Raw genomic sequence first — 13,976 nt, forward strand, 5'->3', positions numbered from 1 at the left:
CGAGTCAGTTGTTGAAGCCGTCGCGCGGGCCGGGAGTGTCTTTCAGCACGCGGAAGACGCCGATCTCGGTCTCGCCGTCGGACTCGTAGACGGGAATGTCGTAGACGGCGTTGGGGTCAGAGGTCGACCGCCACAGGTTGCGCGCGAACTCCAGCTCGCTCACGCGAATGTATCCGGTCTTGCCGCCCTCGGCGCGGGCCAGGATGAGGTCGGGCACGCGGTCATTGAGCGGGCTGCCGTAGGTCTCACCGTTGGCGTTGACCTCGAACTCGATCTCATCGCCCACGATCGCGGTCGACGGCGCGACCGCTTGCGTGAACAGGTCACCGAGCGTGGGCGCGAGCGCGAAGCCTCCCCCGACGACGACCAACCCCCCAGCGATCATCGCGATGGTCTTCGGTGCAATGGCCATGGTCGACTCCCCCGTCGAAAGCGTGCGGGCCGCACGCGGGAAGCATTCCCCAGCCCCCTCGCTCATCCAATCACCCGCACGGCGCGCGGGTCACCCCCCGTTCGCGGGCGGCGGTGATGGATGCGGGGCTCAGGCCGGGCGGCAGATACCCCAGCTGCCCGCCCACGAGGCGCCGGGCTCGATCCAGCGCAGGCCGACGCCGGAGTTGAGTGCGTCGGCCGGCGCGGTCATGGGCTCGACCGCGATCGCCGTGACGGCGCCGTTCGCGGTCGGAAAGCTGCGCGTGATGAACAGCTGCAGCCACTCCCAGTCGCCGTTCTGCCACACCTCGGTCTCGGTGCCGTCGGCGGCCGACAGCACGGTGCGGATGACGCCGTCGTCGTCGGGCTGCACGCGAAAGGCATCGTCGAGCGCGAGCTCGCCGACGACACGGCCCGCGGTGAGATCCCACTGCCCCGCCGCCGGCTCAAGCCCGACGGGGTTGAGCCGCTCGTCGACCATGACGTGCTCGACCGTGCGCGCCGTGATGGTGAGCTCGTCGACGGGGTGAGATCCGACCCGGATGAACGGGTGCGTGCCGACGGCGTAGGGCGCGGCGTGGTCGCCGAGGTTGGTGACGGCGTGCGTCACGGTGACGCCGTTGCCGGTGAGCCGGTACTCGACCGTGGTCCAGAGGTGGAAGGGGTAGCCGTGCTGCGGCACGACGGCTGCGCCGAGCGTGACGGCGTCGTCGGTCTTCTCGACGAGCTGGTACGGGGTATTGCGCAGCAGGCCGTGGATCGCGTTCGTGCGATCGACCTCGGTCAGGTCGAGCTGCAGGGCGGCGCCCTCGTGCACCCAGCGACCGTCGCGCACGCGATTGGGCCACGGCACGAGCACGATGCCGCACCCGAACGGCGGGGTGACGTGCTCGTCGAAGCCCTGCACGAGATCGTGCCCATCGACGGTCAATACCCGCAGCGCCGCGGCCACCGAGGTGATGACGGCCTCGACTGGGCCGTGCGCTCCGTCATGGTGCAGGGCGTACTGCTCGCCCGTGGGAGGAGTGGTCATGCGGTCACTGTACGCGCGCGACGCTCACCGGTGTGACGACGAGACGCGCGTCGCGAAGGGGCGCGAGCCGCGCATCCGTCGCCGCATCGTCGGTGATGAGCTCGTCGAGCTCGTCGAGCGTGGCGACGCGGCCGAGGTGCACCTGGCCGATCTTGCTCGAGTCGGCGGCGAGCACGCGGCGGGCGGCGCTCGCGACCATGCGGCGCTTCACCTCGGCCTCGGGCAGGTTGACGTTCGTGACGCCCGCCTCGGCGTCGATGCCCGTGGCGCCGAGGATGGCGAGGTCGACGCGCACGTCGTCGAGCAGGGTCGTGGCGAGCGGGTTGACGAGCGAGTGCTGCAGCGACCGCACCGTGCCGCCCGTGACGACGACCGTGAAGCGCGGAATGGCGGGCTCGAGCGCGAGGGCGATCGCGAGCCCGTTCGTGACGATCACGACCTCGTCGAGGTCGGGGCGATCGACGAGCGCGTGAGCGACGGCGAGCGTCGTCGAGCCGACATCGAGCAGGATGCTCTCGCCCGAGCGCACGCGCGCCGCGGTCTCGGCGGCGATCGCCCGCTTGGCCCGCGTGAGCCGCGTGCGCGATTGCTCGAGGCTCGACTCGCGCTCGGCCACGAGACCGCGCGGCATCGCACCGCCGTGCACGCGCGTGATGCGGCCCTCGGTCTCGAGCGCGGCCAGGTCGGTGCGCACGGTGACCTCGCTCACCTGCAACTCGCGGGCGAGATCGGCGACGCGGGCGAACCCCCGTCGGGCGATGGATGCCGCCATGCGGTCGCGGCGCACGGGAGCGGCATCCATGAGCGGCCCCTTTCGAGATCTGTCGAAATCGAAAGCGTACCGCTTGCGGTTTCGCAAGCATCCGGCTCTAGCATCGTGAGGTGACGATCCGCTTCCATTCCACGACGCTCGCCGACGGCCGCGAGCTCATCTACGTCGACGACGCCGACACGACGCTCGGGCCCGAGCGCTCGATCGACCGCCGCGTGCTCGACCCGCGGCCCGAGACGGCGAGCATGCGGCAAGACGTGCTGACGGGCGAGTGGGTGTCGATCGCGAGCAACCGGCAGAACCGCGTGTTCATGCCGCCGCCGGATCAGGACCCGCTCGCTCCGGCGAGCGCGGCGAACCCGAGCGAGATCCCTAGCAACTACGACGTCGCCGTCTTCGAGAACCGTTCCCCGAGCTTCGGCCCCGCGCTGACGCACGAGAACGCCCCGGCCGGCCTCGACGACCTAGCCGAGATCGGCATCGGCCGGCTGCGCACGAGCGTCGGGCGCTGCGAGGTCGTGTGCTTCTCGCCCGACCACGAGGGCTCGTTCGGCTCGCAGAGCGTGAGCCGCGCGCGCACCGTGATCGAGGCATGGGCCCACCGCACGGCGGCGCTCAGTGCCCTGCCGGGCATCCAGCAGGTGTTCCCCTTCGAGAACCGCGGCGCCGAGATCGGCGTGACCCTGCCGCACCCCCACGGGCAGATCTACGCCTACCCCTTCGTGACCCCGCGCACGCGCACGCTGCTGCGCTCGATCGACGCCGTCGGCCCCGACCTCTTCGCGCACGTGCTCGAGAGCGAGCAGTCGAGCGACCGGGTCGTGCTGCGCGGCGAGCACTTCACCGCCTTCGTGCCCTTCGCCGCGCGCTGGCCCATCGAGGTGCACGTGCTGCCGCACCGGCACGTGCCCGACTTTGCGGCGCTCACCGAGGCGGAGAAAGACGAACTGGCGCCGTTCTACCGCCGCCTGCTGCGCGGCATCGATGCGCTCTACCCGACGCCGACGCCGTACATCGCCGCGTGGCACCAGGCGCCCGTGCACGTCGGGCGCGAGACCGTGCGCCTCATGCTGCAGGTGACGAGCCCCCGGCGCGGCGCTGACAGACTGAAGTACCTGGCCGGCTCGGAAGCCGCGATGGGCGCCTTCATCGGCGACGTCGCCCCCGAGGCCCAGGCCGCATTCATCCGTGAAGGAATCGAGAGCACCGGCAATGACTGACATCCGCGACGACGCGCGCGCGGGCTTCGAGGCTGTCTTCGGCACCGCACCCGACGGTCTCTGGTCGGCCCCCGGGCGCGTCAACCTCATCGGCGAGCACACCGACTACAACGAGGGCTTCGTGCTGCCGTTCGCGATCGACCGCCGCACGGTCGTGGCGCTCGGCGTGCGCGACGACCGCCGCGTGCGTGTCGCGAGCACCTTCGCCGACGAACTGGCCGAGATCGACCTCGATGCCCTCTCGCCCGCCGCGCTCGGCGGCTGGTCGGCCTATCCGCTCGGCGTGGCCTGGGCGTTCAGCGAGTTCGGCGCCGACCTCGGCGCCGTCCCCGGCGTCGACCTGTTCATCGACTCCGACGTTCCCGTCGGGGCCGGGCTGTCGAGCTCGGCCGCGATCGAGAGCGCGGTCGCGCTGGCGCTCAACGACGTCTGGCGTCTGGGCCTCGACCGCCGCACCCTCGCTCGCGTCGGCCAGCGCGCCGAGAACGTCGCCGTCGGCGCACCCACGGGCATCATGGACCAGTCGGCGTCACTGCTCGGCCAGGCCGACCACGCCGTCTTCCTCGACTGCCGCACGCTCGAGAGCGAGCTCGTGCCGCTCGGACTCGCCGAGGCCGGGCTCGCGATTCTGGTGATCGACACCGGGGTCAAGCACAGCCACGCCACGGGCGGGTACGGCGAGCGCCGTGCCGCGTGCGAGCGCGGGGCCGCGGCGATGGGCGCATCCTCGCTGCGCGACCTGACGGTCGACGACCTGCCGCGCGCGCAACAGCTGCTCGACGATGTGACCTTCCGGCGCATCCGCCACGTCATCACCGAGAACCAGCGTGTGCTCGACACCGTCGCGGTGCTGAAGGCGCAGGGCGCTTCGGCGATCGGCGACCTGCTGGATGCCTCGCACCGCAGCATGCGCGACGACTTCGAGATCTCGGTGCCCGAGCTCGACCTCGCGGTCGAGACGGCCGTCGGCGCCGGCGCGATCGGCGCCCGCATGACGGGGGGCGGATTCGGCGGTGCGGCCATCGCGCTCGTGCGGGTCGGCGACCTCTCGCGCGTGCAGGTCGCCGTCGACAACGCCTTCGGCGAGCACGCCTTCGGCCAGCCCGACACGTTCGTCGTCACGGCCTCCGACGGGGCCGCCCGCAACTAGGGAGCCGGGCGGCTACCAGCGGTTCTGCGCCTGCTCGGCCCAGCCGGTGAGGCCGTCGACGCTGAAGCGCGTGCCGCTCGCGTCGAGCATCCACCCGCGCCACGTACCCAGCGCCTGATGGATAGTGCTCGCGACGACGAGCGCGTTCGTGCGCTCGACGCGCCGGTGCCAGGGCGTGAGGGTGACGTCGGCGTGCTCGCCGACGATGCGCCACGGCGAGTGCTCGTCGTCGAGGTCGTACTGCCAGGTCAGCTCTTCGTCGAGGTAGTGCTGCACGCCGTCGACGAACAGGGCGTTCTCGGTCGAACCGGTACCGTCGGTCCACTTCCCGCCCAGCTGCAGGCCGATGCGCTGGCCCTCGACGAGCCCCGAGCCCGCGGCCCAGTTCCAGGTCATGCGGTACGGCCAGCGGCCGCGCCCGCGGTCGAGCACCGCCCAGCTGCCCTCGGCGACCGGGTAGTCGCGGCCGTCGACGGTGATCGCGCCCGACACCGGGCGGGCCACGTCTTTCAGCGTGTACTGGAAGAGGCGGTCGCTCCACGGCACGACCACGCCGAGCGCGTCTCCGGCGTCGGGGCTCGTCACGTCGATCGCGAACCCCGGTGCGGTGCCGTGGATGCTCGTGCCCGAGCCCGCGGAGGTCATCCGCAGCTCGTTGCCGCGCCCCCACCGCGTGCTCGCCTCGAAGGGCGGCAGGGTGTCGGGGATGCTCGTGCCGCGCGCGAACGGCACGAGGCCGCCGATCGTGCGATGCTCGCCGGTCGCACGGTTCACGAGGTAGATCGACGGCACGGCCGCGTAGTCGAGGCTCGAGACCGTGAGCCCCACGAACCAGCCGGGCGTCATGATGCCCCAGTATTCCCACCGCTTGGTGCGGCCCCAGCCGCGCAGGGGCGAGCGGTGCAGGGGCGTGCGGGTACGCCCGACCGCGGCCGGGTTCAGCCGACCGGTCGGCAGGCAGAGGTCGACGGGCTCGGTGATCTCACGCAGCGGCATCGGTGCGGGCTCTCGGCGGTGCGGGGGGCTCAGCGCGCGATCGCGAGCGTCGCGGCCGTGCTCTCGAGCAGCTCGTCGGCGAGCGCCGGGTCGTCAGAGACCTGGCGACCGTAGCTCGGCACCATCGCGAGCAGCCCGGGCCTCCAGCCCTCGAGCTTCTCGGGAAAGCACCGCTCGATGAGGTCGATCATGATCGAGGGCGCCGTCGACGCCCCGGGCGAGGCGCCCAGCAGGCCCGCGATCGATCCGTCGGCCGAGGCCACGACCTCGGTGCCGAACTGCAGCGTGCCGCCCTTGCCGGGGATGTTCTTGATGATCTGCACGCGCTGGCCCGCGGTCTGCTGGTACCAGTCGGCGCCGTCGGCGCCCGGGTAGAACTCGCGCAGGGCATCCAGCTTCTGCGATCGCGAGGCGAGCAGCTCGCCCACCAGGTACTTCACGAGGTCGAAGTTCTTGAGGCCCACCTGCAGCATCGGCACGAGGTTGTGCCAGCGGATCGAGCCGAACAGGTCGAACCACGAGCCGGTCTTCAAGAACTTGGGGGTGAAGCCCGCGTAGGGGCCGAACAGCAGGCTCGGCGTGCCGTCGACGACGCGCGTATCGAGGTGCGGCACCGACATGGGCGGGGCGCCGACCGAGGCCTTGCCGTACACCTTGGCGTGGTGCTTCGCGACGACGGCGGGGTTGTCGGTGCGCAGCCACTGGCCGCTGACCGGGAAGCCGCCGAAACCGCGGATCTCTTTGATGCCGCTCTTCTGCAGCAGTGGCAGCGCGTGGCCACCGGCGCCGACGAAGACGAACCGCGCGGTGACCTCGACGGGCGTCGTGCCGACCTCCTGCCGCAGGCGCAGCTTCCACAGCCCGTCTTTCGTGCGCCGGATGCCCGTCACGCTGTGCTCGACGTGCAGCGTCGCCCCGCTCGCCACGAGGCCGTTCATGAGCAGCTGGGTGAGCGCACCGAAGTCGACATCGGTGCCCGCGGCCATGCGCGTCGCGGCGATCGGCTGCGCCTTGGCCCGGCCGGGGATCGTGAGGGGGGCCCACCGTCGGATCACGGCGGCGTCGTCGCTGAACTCCATGCCGGCGAAGAGCGGGTGGTCTTTGAGCGCCTCGTAGCGCTTTCGCAGGTACTCGACGTTGCTCTCGCCCCAGACGAGGCTCATGTGCGGCGTCGCGGTGAGGAAGGCGCTCGGCTCGGGCAGCAGGCCCTTGCCGACGAGGTACGACCAGAACTGGCGCGAGACCTGGAACTGCTCGTTGACCTTCACGGCATTCGTGATCTCGATCGAGCCGTCGGGCCGCTCGGGCGTGTAGTTGAGCTCGCACAGCGCGGCGTGGCCCGTGCCGGCGTTGTTCCAGGGGTTCGAGCTCTCGAGAGCGACATCGCTCAGGCGCTCGTAGATGCGGATATCCCACTCGGGCTCGAGCTGACGCAGCATCGTGCCGAGGGTCGCGCTCATGATGCCGCCGCCGATGAGGACGACGTCGATGGGTTCAGTCACGCCCCCAGTTTAGTCGCGCTCAACAGGGCGTCGACCCGGCCCGACTAGGCTGGCCCGGTGATTCTGCCCCTTCTTGCGATCGGAGCAATCGGGGGCCTGTTCTCGGGGCTCTTCGGCGTCGGCGGCGGGTTCATCATGGTGCCGCTGCTCATGGCCTGGATGCGCTTCGACCAGCGCCGGGCATCCGCCACCTCGCTTCTCGCGATCATCCCGCCCGCCGCGCTGAGCGCCTCGCTCTACGGCGCGCGCGGGCAGATCGACCTCATCGCCGCCGCAATCATCGCGGCCGGGGCCATCGCGGGCACACCGCTTGGGGCACTGCTGCTGCGGCGCATCTCGCTCGTCTGGCTGAAGTGGATCTTCATCGCCGGGCTGCTGGCCACGGCGCTGCGGCTCGTCTTCGTCGTACCCGCGCGCGATGGCGCCCTCGACTACGGCGTGGCGACGGTGCTCGGCCTCGTGGCCCTGGGCGTGCTCATGGGCGTGCTCGCGGGTCTGCTCGGCGTCGGCGGCGGCATCGTCGCGGTGCCCGTGCTGATCGCCGTGTTCGGAGTGGGCGACCTGCTGGCCAAGGGCACGTCGCTGCTCGCGATGATCCCCGGCGCGATCGCCGGCACCCTGCCCAACCTGCGGGCCGGGCTCGTGCGCTGGCAGGAGGGGCTCATGATGGGCGCCGTCGCCGCCGCGATGTCGCTCGTCGGCGTGTGGCTCGCGTTCCTGATCCCCCCGCAGGTCTCGGGCTGGCTCTTCGCCGCGCTGCTGCTCGGGGTCATCGTGCAGATGGCCCTGCGGCCCGTGCGACCGCGCGACTGAGCGGCGCGCACGGGGGAACGGCGAGCCCGCACCGCTCGGAATGCATCGTTACAGTGAGCGGTGAGTCGTTCGCCGAGAAGAGGGGTCATCGTGGCTGAAACGTCGCCGCCGCGCCGCGCGAATACCACGAGCACGATCGAGCGCGTTGCCCTCGTGCTGGAAGAACTCTCAAGGCATCCCGGTGGCACAGGCCCTCGAGAGATCGCCCGGGCGACCGGCGTCGATCGAAGCGCGGCAAGCCGCATGCTCGCTGTTCTGCGCGACGCGGGCTTCGCGTCACAAGAGGTCGACTCGGGGCCGTACGTCGCCGGGGTCAGGCTCAAGTCGCTCGCCGCTCGATTGCGAGGCCACGACGGGACGGTCGCCATCGCCCGGCCGATCGTCGACAGGCTTCGCGACGCCGTCGATGAGACGGTGACGTTCGTGACCGGCCGCACCGACGATGCCCGCCATCTGGTCGTGGCAGAGAGCACCCGTCCCGTGCGATTCGCGGTGGCGGAAGGGTCGGATGCGGCGGGTGGCCTTCGGGGCTACCAGCCACCGGTCGGTGACACCGTACGCCACCTCGACGACCCCGACTCGGTCTGGCTCGTCGCGGCGATCGATACCGACGATCCCGATGCATCCGACCTTCTCGTCGTCGCTGTTCCCCGATCTCGTGCCACCGCAGAAGCAATCCGCAGTGCCTCCCTCGCCGTGAGCGCCGCCGCCCGCGAACTGCGCGGGCTCTTGCCCTGACGGGCGCTACAGCCCCAGCCCGACGAGCGCCTCGTCCATGAGGCGCGTCATGAGGGCGTAGCCCGCGTCGTTGGGGTGCAGGCCGTCGGCCGCCATCTCGCCGGGCCGGCCCGCGATCCAGTCGGAGGCGCCCGCGATGTGGTCGGCCCCGATGCTCGCCGCCTCGCGCTCGACCCAGTCGGCGATGATGCCGAGCGACTCCGGCTGCTCGGCCGTGTACCAGAAGGGTTCGACGACGATGATGCGCGCATCCGGAAGCCCCTCGCGCAGCCGCCGCAGGTCGATGGCGATCTGCGCCTCGATCTCGGCCGCGGCCCGCGAGTACGAGAAGTTGTCGTTGAGGCCCATCGTCACGAAGACGATGTCGGGCTGCTGGGTGATGATCTGGTCGGGCAGGTCGCCCGCCCCGTAGGTGCCGCGGTTGTTGACGAAGCCGAGGCCGTTGACGCTCGGATTGAACTCGCGCCAGCCACGGCTCTCGGCGATCTGCGTCGACCAGCGCAGGCTCGCGTCACTCGCCCCCGTGCCGAGCGTGTACGAGTCGCCGTAGAAGGCGACGAGCGGCCCCTCGCCCTCGGGCACGCCCGAGCCGGCGCTCGGCGCGGCGAGCGGAGAGCATGCGGTGAGCGCCACGACGGCGGCGAGCAGGGCGGTGGCGATGAGACGACGGCGAGCGAACATGTCACCTATTCGACGCGGGCGGGCTGAGGGTTCGCCGGGATGCCCAGCCCCGGCCGCGGTGCCCGCGGTCACGCCTGCTCGGGGCCGAACGGTTCGAGCGTCGGGCGCTTCGCCTGCCGATGGTCGCCCGACGACCTCCCGGTGAGGCGCCGGCCGATCCAGGGCAGCACGTAGCGTCGCCAGTACTCGGCCGTGCGCGGGCGCTCGACGTCGTCGGCGGCATCGGGCGCCATCGGCGCGGGGACGATAGCGACACCGAGCGCGGCGAGCACGTTGGCGGCCGCGAGCGCGTGGCCCTGCGCGTTGAGGTGCAGCCGGTCGACCGACCAGTAGCGCAGCTCGGGCAGGCGCGGGTCGCTCCAGTTGTCGACGAAGAGCACGTCGGTGCCGACTAGTCGGTGCCGTGCCGCCACCGCGAGTGCGTCGCCGCGGCGCGAGAACACCCGGCCGAGCGGCAGGTGGCGGGTGGGGTCGCCGCCGCTCACGATCATGACGCGCGCCCCGGTCGCCCGCGCGCGCTCGGCCGCCGACACGAGCCGGTCGGCGACGGCCTCGATCGAGACCGAGGGGCGCAAGATGTCGTTGCCACCGCCGTTGATGCTCAGCAGCTCGGGGCCGAGCGCGAGCGCCGCGGGCAGTTGCTCGTCGAGGATCGGGGCGAGCAGCCGACCGCGGATGGCGAGGTTGGCGTAGCCGATCGTGCCGCCCGCGGCATGCGCGAGCCCGGCCGCGACGAGATCGGCCCAGCCCCGCGGCGTGCCGTCAGGGCGCTCGTCGCCCATCCCCTCGCTGTAGCTGTCGCCGATGGCGGCGTACGAGGCGATGGGCACGACCGGTCCGCTCAGGCGGCGGTGCCGGTCAGCAGCCGTGCGGCGAGCAGCTCGGCGATCTGCACGGCGTTGAGCGCCGCGCCCTTGCGCAGGTTGTCGTTGCTGATGAACATCGCGAGGCCGCGGCCCCCGGGCACGCCCTCGTCAGCGCGGATGCGCCCGACCAGGCTCGGGTCGGCTCCGGCGGCGTCGAGCGGGGTGGGAACATCCATCAGCTGCACACCCGGGGCGTCGGCCAGCAGTTCGCGCGCGCGCTCGGGGCTGATCGGTCGCGCGAACTCGGCGTTGATCGCGAGCGAATGGCCCGTGAACACCGGAACGCGCACGCAGATGCCGCTCACGAGCAGCTCGGGCAGCTCGAGGATCTTGCGCGACTCGTTGCGCAGCTTCTTCTCTTCATCGGTCTCGCCGAGGCCGTCGTCGACGAACGAGCCCGCCTGCGGGATGACGTTGAAGGCGATGTTCTTGGGGAACTTCACCGGCGGCGGGAACTCGACCGCGGCGCCGTCGTGCACGAGGCCCATGGCGTCTTGCACGATGACGGCGTTGGCCTGCTCGAGCAGCTCTTCGCCGCCCGCGAGGCCCGCGCCCGACACAGCCTGGTAAGTGCTGACGATGAGGCGCTGCAGCCCGGCCTCGGCGTCGAGCACCTTGAGCACGGGCATGGCGGCCATGGTCGTGCAGTTGGGGTTGGCGATGATGCCCGTGACGGCCTGATCGATCGCGTGCGGGTTGACCTCGCTCACGACGAGCGGCACGTCAGGGTCCATGCGCCAGCCCGACGAGTTGTCGACCACGGTCACGCCCGCGGCGGCGAAGCGGGGGGCCTGCGCCTTGCTGAGCGTGGCGCCGGCGCTGAAGATGGCGACGTCGAGCCCGCTCGGGTCGGCCGTCTCGGCATCTTCGACGACGATCTCGCGATCGCCCCACGGGATGACCGTTCCGGCGCTGCGCGCACTCGCGAAGAAGCGCAGCTCGCCCACGGGGTAGGCGCGCTCGAGCAGCAGCTGGCGCACGACGGCGCCGACCTGGCCGGTGGCGCCGACGACGCCGATGTTGACCGTCGACCCCATGATCAGCGCCCCGTTCCCGCGTAGACGATCGCCTCGGCTTCGCCGTCGAGCCCGAAGGCCGTGTGCACGATCTGCAGGGCGTGGTTGAGAATGTCGGCGCGCATGACGACCGAGATGCGGATCTCGGAGGTGCTGATCATCTCCATGTTGATCGCGGCGTCTTTGAGCGCCGTGAACAGCTGCGCCGAGACGCCCGCGCTCGTGCGCATGCCGCCGCCGACGACCGAGAGCTTGCCGATCTGGTCGTCGTAGGCGAGCGACTCGAATCCGAGGCCGGGCTGCGCCGCACGCAGGGCCGTCATGACCTTCTCACCGTCGGTCTTGGGCAGCGTGAAGCTGATGTCGGTGCGGCTCGTCGCGGCGGCCGACACGTTCTGCACGATCATGTCGATGTTCGCCCCGGTCTCGGCGACGATCGTGAAGATGTCGGCGGCCATGCCTGGGGTGTCGGGCACGCCGACCACCGTGATCTTGGCCTCGCTGAGGTCACCGGCGACGCCCGTGATGATCGGCTCTTCCATTGCTTCTCCCTCTGTCGGGGTGACGACCCACGTGCCCTCATTGGGCGAGAACGACGACCGTACATGCAGCGTGACGCCGTGCCGGCGCGCGAACTCGACGGCGCGGATGTGCAGCACCTTGGCGCCCGCGGCAGCCAGCTCGAGCATCTCTTCCGATGTCACGCGGGTGATCTTGTGTGCCTTCTTCACCACGCGCGGGTCGGCCGTGAACACGCCGTCGACGTCGGTGTAGATCTCGCAGACCTCCGCGCCGAGCGCGGCGGCGAGCGCGACGGCGGTGGTGTCGCTGCCGCCGCGACCGAGCGTCGTGATGTCGCGGCTGTCGCGGTTGAAGCCCTGGAAGCCTGCCACGATCGCGATGGCGCCCTCGTCGAGGGCCTCTTGCACGCGCACCGGAGTGACGTCGACGATGCGGGCGGCGCCGTGCTGGGCATCCGTGATCATGCCCGCCTGGCTGCCCGTGAACGAGCGCGCATCGTGGCCCATGCTCTTGATCGCCATCGCGAGCAGCGCCATCGAGATGCGCTCGCCCGTCGTCAGCAGCATGTCCATCTCGCGGGGGTCGGGCAGCGGCGCGACCTGGTGGGCGAGGTCGATGAGGTCGTCGGTCGTGTCACCCATGGCGCTCACGGCCACGACGACCTGGTTGCCCGCCTTGCGGGTCTCGACGATGCGCTTCGCCACGCGCTTGATGCTCTCGGCGTCGGCCACCGACGATCCGCCGAACTTCTGCACGATGAGGCTCACGGCGGGACTCCTGGGGGTGATGGCGCAGCGGGGCTGAGGGCGGACGGTGGCGGCGGCGCGGAGCACGCGGGCACCCGAACCGGCGGCGCGACGGCGGTGGCGAGCCTGAGTGCCGATTCTACTGCCGCCGGATGCCCGGCGCGGCATGAGCCCAGTGAGCTAGCCGTCGACCAGGGCGAGTGTTCGTGCCACCAACTCGTCGATCGTCACTCGATCAAAGTCACGGACCGCGCTCCGAACGCGAGTGTGGGTGTTTCCCACGAGCGCTGGGGGAATCGAACCGAACCCATGGAGCGCGCCCCAGACGCTTCCGACCGTCGCCGCGTTCGAGTCGGTATCGCGTCCACCCGCGACCGTGATGTGGATCGCGTCAATAAACGACTCCCCCCACAGGAGTGCGGTGGCGATTTGCGCTGCGTTATTGATGGTGTGGACCCAGGGATACTGTCCGAGGTCGCTATCGATCCAATCCAGCGCCTCGGTCCACGATCTCCCTTCGTCGTGAAGCACACGAATCGAACGCAAAGCGCTCGCCAAACGAGAGCCGTCAGGAATAACAGAGAGACCGCTGTCGTAGACGTCGCTCATTGTGCAGTCGGCCAGCGCCGCCGCACAGAGCGCAGCAGCCCACAGCTCTCCGTAGACGCCGTTCCCCGTATGACTCAACCGCGCGTCTTTCACTGCCAGGCGAACCGCGGCCTCCGGATCGCCTGGGTTGACGTATCCGAAGGCGTCGCCTCGGATGAGCGCGCCGATCCACTCCCGATAGGGGTTTCGATAGGTTGCGGTCGACGGAGGGCTCATCCCGTGGATGAGGTTGCGGTACGCCGCTCGCTCGGCCGTGTAGGTCTGAGTGAACGGAACTCGATCGAGCCATTCACGTGCGATCTGCTCGGTGCTGAAGCCTCGCCCGTATTTTTCGACGACGTGGAGTGCGACGATCGTCCAATCAAGGTCGTCGTCGCGCGGCGCCGCATCGAAGGTGCCCAAAGTCGATACCGGAGCGGAGGGGTGCAAGATCGACACCCCGGCAGGCAGCGGCTGGACGAGCGGAAGGTAACCACGAACGGGCCAGGCGTCGCCGGCTCGGAGGTAGAGCTCCACCTCAGCGCGGGAGAGGCCTTCAATCGGCTTGCCGATGGTGTTGCCGACGGCACGGCCGGTCCACGCTCCTCGGAGCTTCTCCGGTAGTCGGGAACGATCGACCGGGATGCGAGATGCGCGGCCGGCAAGATCGTCAAGAGCCGCAGGATCGTCGGGCTCGTGGAACTCCCACGTCGGGAGCAGTCGACACGACTCAAGCTCCGAGTAGATCGTCTCGAGCACTGCCACGTCGCCGGCGCTCGCCGCGGTGAGAGCCCGGTGCTCAAATCCGACGACATCGAAGCCGCTGACCGTGCGTTGCTCGACCTCGTCGACGACGAGGTCTCGCAAATCAAGAACATCGTGCACAGGTACTCCTTCGTGC

At 70.5% G+C, this 13,976-nt stretch carries 14 protein-coding genes; 4 read left to right on the forward strand and 10 right to left on the reverse strand.

Translation table 11 applies throughout. The annotated features are described in order from the left end of the window. Positions 1-4: 4 nt before the first annotated feature. The 3 genes from ACK4HH_RS00845 to ACK4HH_RS00855 form a co-directional block, all read right to left on the reverse strand. On the reverse strand, positions 5-412 hold the full coding sequence (locus ACK4HH_RS00845; protein ID WP_409647315.1) for a hypothetical protein: 408 nt from the start codon (positions 410-412) through the stop codon (positions 5-7). 129 nt (positions 413-541) lie between these two features. Beyond that, the gene (locus ACK4HH_RS00850) at positions 542-1,465 is read right to left on the reverse strand and encodes an aldose 1-epimerase family protein (RefSeq protein ID WP_409647317.1); all 924 of its coding nucleotides are present in this window, start codon (positions 1,463-1,465) and stop codon (positions 542-544) included. Positions 1,466-1,469: 4 nt separating this feature from the next. Next, entirely contained in the window at positions 1,470-2,267 is a 798-nt protein-coding gene (locus ACK4HH_RS00855; protein ID WP_409647319.1) for a DeoR/GlpR family DNA-binding transcription regulator, read from the reverse strand. Between the two features lie 80 nt (positions 2,268-2,347). Here ACK4HH_RS00855 and galT point away from each other — a divergent pair, with 80 nt between their 5' ends. After that, positions 2,348-3,457, forward strand: coding sequence for a galactose-1-phosphate uridylyltransferase (gene galT / locus ACK4HH_RS00860; RefSeq protein ID WP_409647321.1), 1,110 nt, complete (start codon positions 2,348-2,350; stop codon positions 3,455-3,457). Next, positions 3,450-4,607: a galactokinase gene (gene galK / locus ACK4HH_RS00865; RefSeq protein ID WP_409647324.1), complete on the forward strand. Its 1,158-nt coding sequence runs from the start codon at positions 3,450-3,452 to the stop codon at positions 4,605-4,607. The genes galT and galK overlap by 8 nt, the downstream gene beginning before the upstream one ends. Before the next feature lie 12 nt (positions 4,608-4,619). On the opposite strand, the gene ACK4HH_RS00870 is transcribed toward galK, so the two are convergent. Both ACK4HH_RS00870 and ACK4HH_RS00875 read right to left on the reverse strand, forming a co-directional pair. Beyond that, entirely contained in the window at positions 4,620-5,603 is a 984-nt protein-coding gene (locus ACK4HH_RS00870; protein ID WP_409647325.1) for a DUF2804 domain-containing protein, read from the reverse strand. Positions 5,604-5,632: 29 nt separating this feature from the next. Next, positions 5,633-7,105 carry a malate:quinone oxidoreductase gene (locus tag ACK4HH_RS00875; protein WP_409647327.1) on the reverse strand — a complete coding sequence of 491 codons (1,473 nt, stop codon included), beginning with the start codon at positions 7,103-7,105 and terminating at the stop codon, positions 5,633-5,635. Between the two features lie 57 nt (positions 7,106-7,162). Here ACK4HH_RS00875 and ACK4HH_RS00880 point away from each other — a divergent pair, with 57 nt between their 5' ends. Both ACK4HH_RS00880 and ACK4HH_RS00885 read left to right on the forward strand, forming a co-directional pair. After that, positions 7,163-7,918, forward strand: a complete 756-nt coding sequence (locus ACK4HH_RS00880; RefSeq protein ID WP_409647328.1) for a sulfite exporter TauE/SafE family protein — start codon at positions 7,163-7,165, stop codon at positions 7,916-7,918. A gap of 90 nt (positions 7,919-8,008) precedes the next feature. Beyond that, on the forward strand, positions 8,009-8,656 hold the full coding sequence (locus tag ACK4HH_RS00885; RefSeq protein ID WP_409647331.1) for a helix-turn-helix domain-containing protein: 648 nt from the start codon (positions 8,009-8,011) through the stop codon (positions 8,654-8,656). Between the two features lie 6 nt (positions 8,657-8,662). Here the strand turns inward: ACK4HH_RS00885 and ACK4HH_RS00890 are convergent, their stop codons facing one another. The 5 genes from ACK4HH_RS00890 to ACK4HH_RS00910 all read right to left on the reverse strand — a co-directional run bounded on the left by ACK4HH_RS00890 (position 8,663) and on the right by ACK4HH_RS00910 (position 13,960). Then, positions 8,663-9,337 (reverse strand): SGNH/GDSL hydrolase family protein, encoded by a 675-nt coding sequence (locus ACK4HH_RS00890; RefSeq protein ID WP_409647334.1) that lies wholly within the window; start codon positions 9,335-9,337, stop codon positions 8,663-8,665. A 68-nt stretch (positions 9,338-9,405) separates the two neighbouring features. Next, positions 9,406-10,167: an SGNH/GDSL hydrolase family protein gene (locus tag ACK4HH_RS00895; protein WP_409647336.1), complete on the reverse strand. Its 762-nt coding sequence runs from the start codon at positions 10,165-10,167 to the stop codon at positions 9,406-9,408. Between the two features lie 11 nt (positions 10,168-10,178). Then, complete coding sequence (locus ACK4HH_RS00900) at positions 10,179-11,240, reverse strand: aspartate-semialdehyde dehydrogenase (protein WP_409647338.1); 1,062 nt, start codon at positions 11,238-11,240, stop codon at positions 10,179-10,181. Positions 11,241-11,242: 2 nt separating this feature from the next. Continuing rightward, positions 11,243-12,508 carry an aspartate kinase gene (locus ACK4HH_RS00905; RefSeq protein ID WP_409647341.1) on the reverse strand — a complete coding sequence of 422 codons (1,266 nt, stop codon included), beginning with the start codon at positions 12,506-12,508 and terminating at the stop codon, positions 11,243-11,245. A 159-nt stretch (positions 12,509-12,667) separates the two neighbouring features. Then, a complete protein-coding gene (locus ACK4HH_RS00910; RefSeq protein WP_409647344.1) occupies positions 12,668-13,960 on the reverse strand; it encodes an ADP-ribosylglycohydrolase family protein in 1,293 nt (430 codons plus the stop codon). Positions 13,961-13,976: the final 16 nt, after the last annotated feature.

The sequence above is a fragment of the Microcella sp. genome (assembly GCF_046296455.1).
Classification (GTDB): Bacteria; Actinomycetota; Actinomycetes; order Actinomycetales; family Microbacteriaceae; genus Microcella.

What these genes read in the sequence shown, in the direction of transcription:
- ACK4HH_RS00900 (WP_409647338.1), bottom strand. Translation starts at nt 11,240, where the DNA reads ATGGGGTCGACGGTCAACATCGGCGTCGTCGGCGCCACCGGCCAGGTC.
- ACK4HH_RS00855 (WP_409647319.1), bottom strand. Translation starts at nt 2,267, where the DNA reads ATGGATGCCGCTCCCGTGCGCCGCGACCGCATGGCGGCATCCATCGCC.
- ACK4HH_RS00890 (WP_409647334.1), bottom strand. Translation starts at nt 9,337, where the DNA reads ATGTTCGCTCGCCGTCGTCTCATCGCCACCGCCCTGCTCGCCGCCGTC.
- galK (WP_409647324.1), top strand. Translation starts at nt 3,450, where the DNA reads ATGACTGACATCCGCGACGACGCGCGCGCGGGCTTCGAGGCTGTCTTC.
- ACK4HH_RS00850 (WP_409647317.1), bottom strand. Translation starts at nt 1,465, where the DNA reads ATGACCACTCCTCCCACGGGCGAGCAGTACGCCCTGCACCATGACGGA.
- ACK4HH_RS00870 (WP_409647325.1), bottom strand. Translation starts at nt 5,603, where the DNA reads ATGCCGCTGCGTGAGATCACCGAGCCCGTCGACCTCTGCCTGCCGACC.
- ACK4HH_RS00845 (WP_409647315.1), bottom strand. Translation starts at nt 412, where the DNA reads ATGGCCATTGCACCGAAGACCATCGCGATGATCGCTGGGGGGTTGGTC.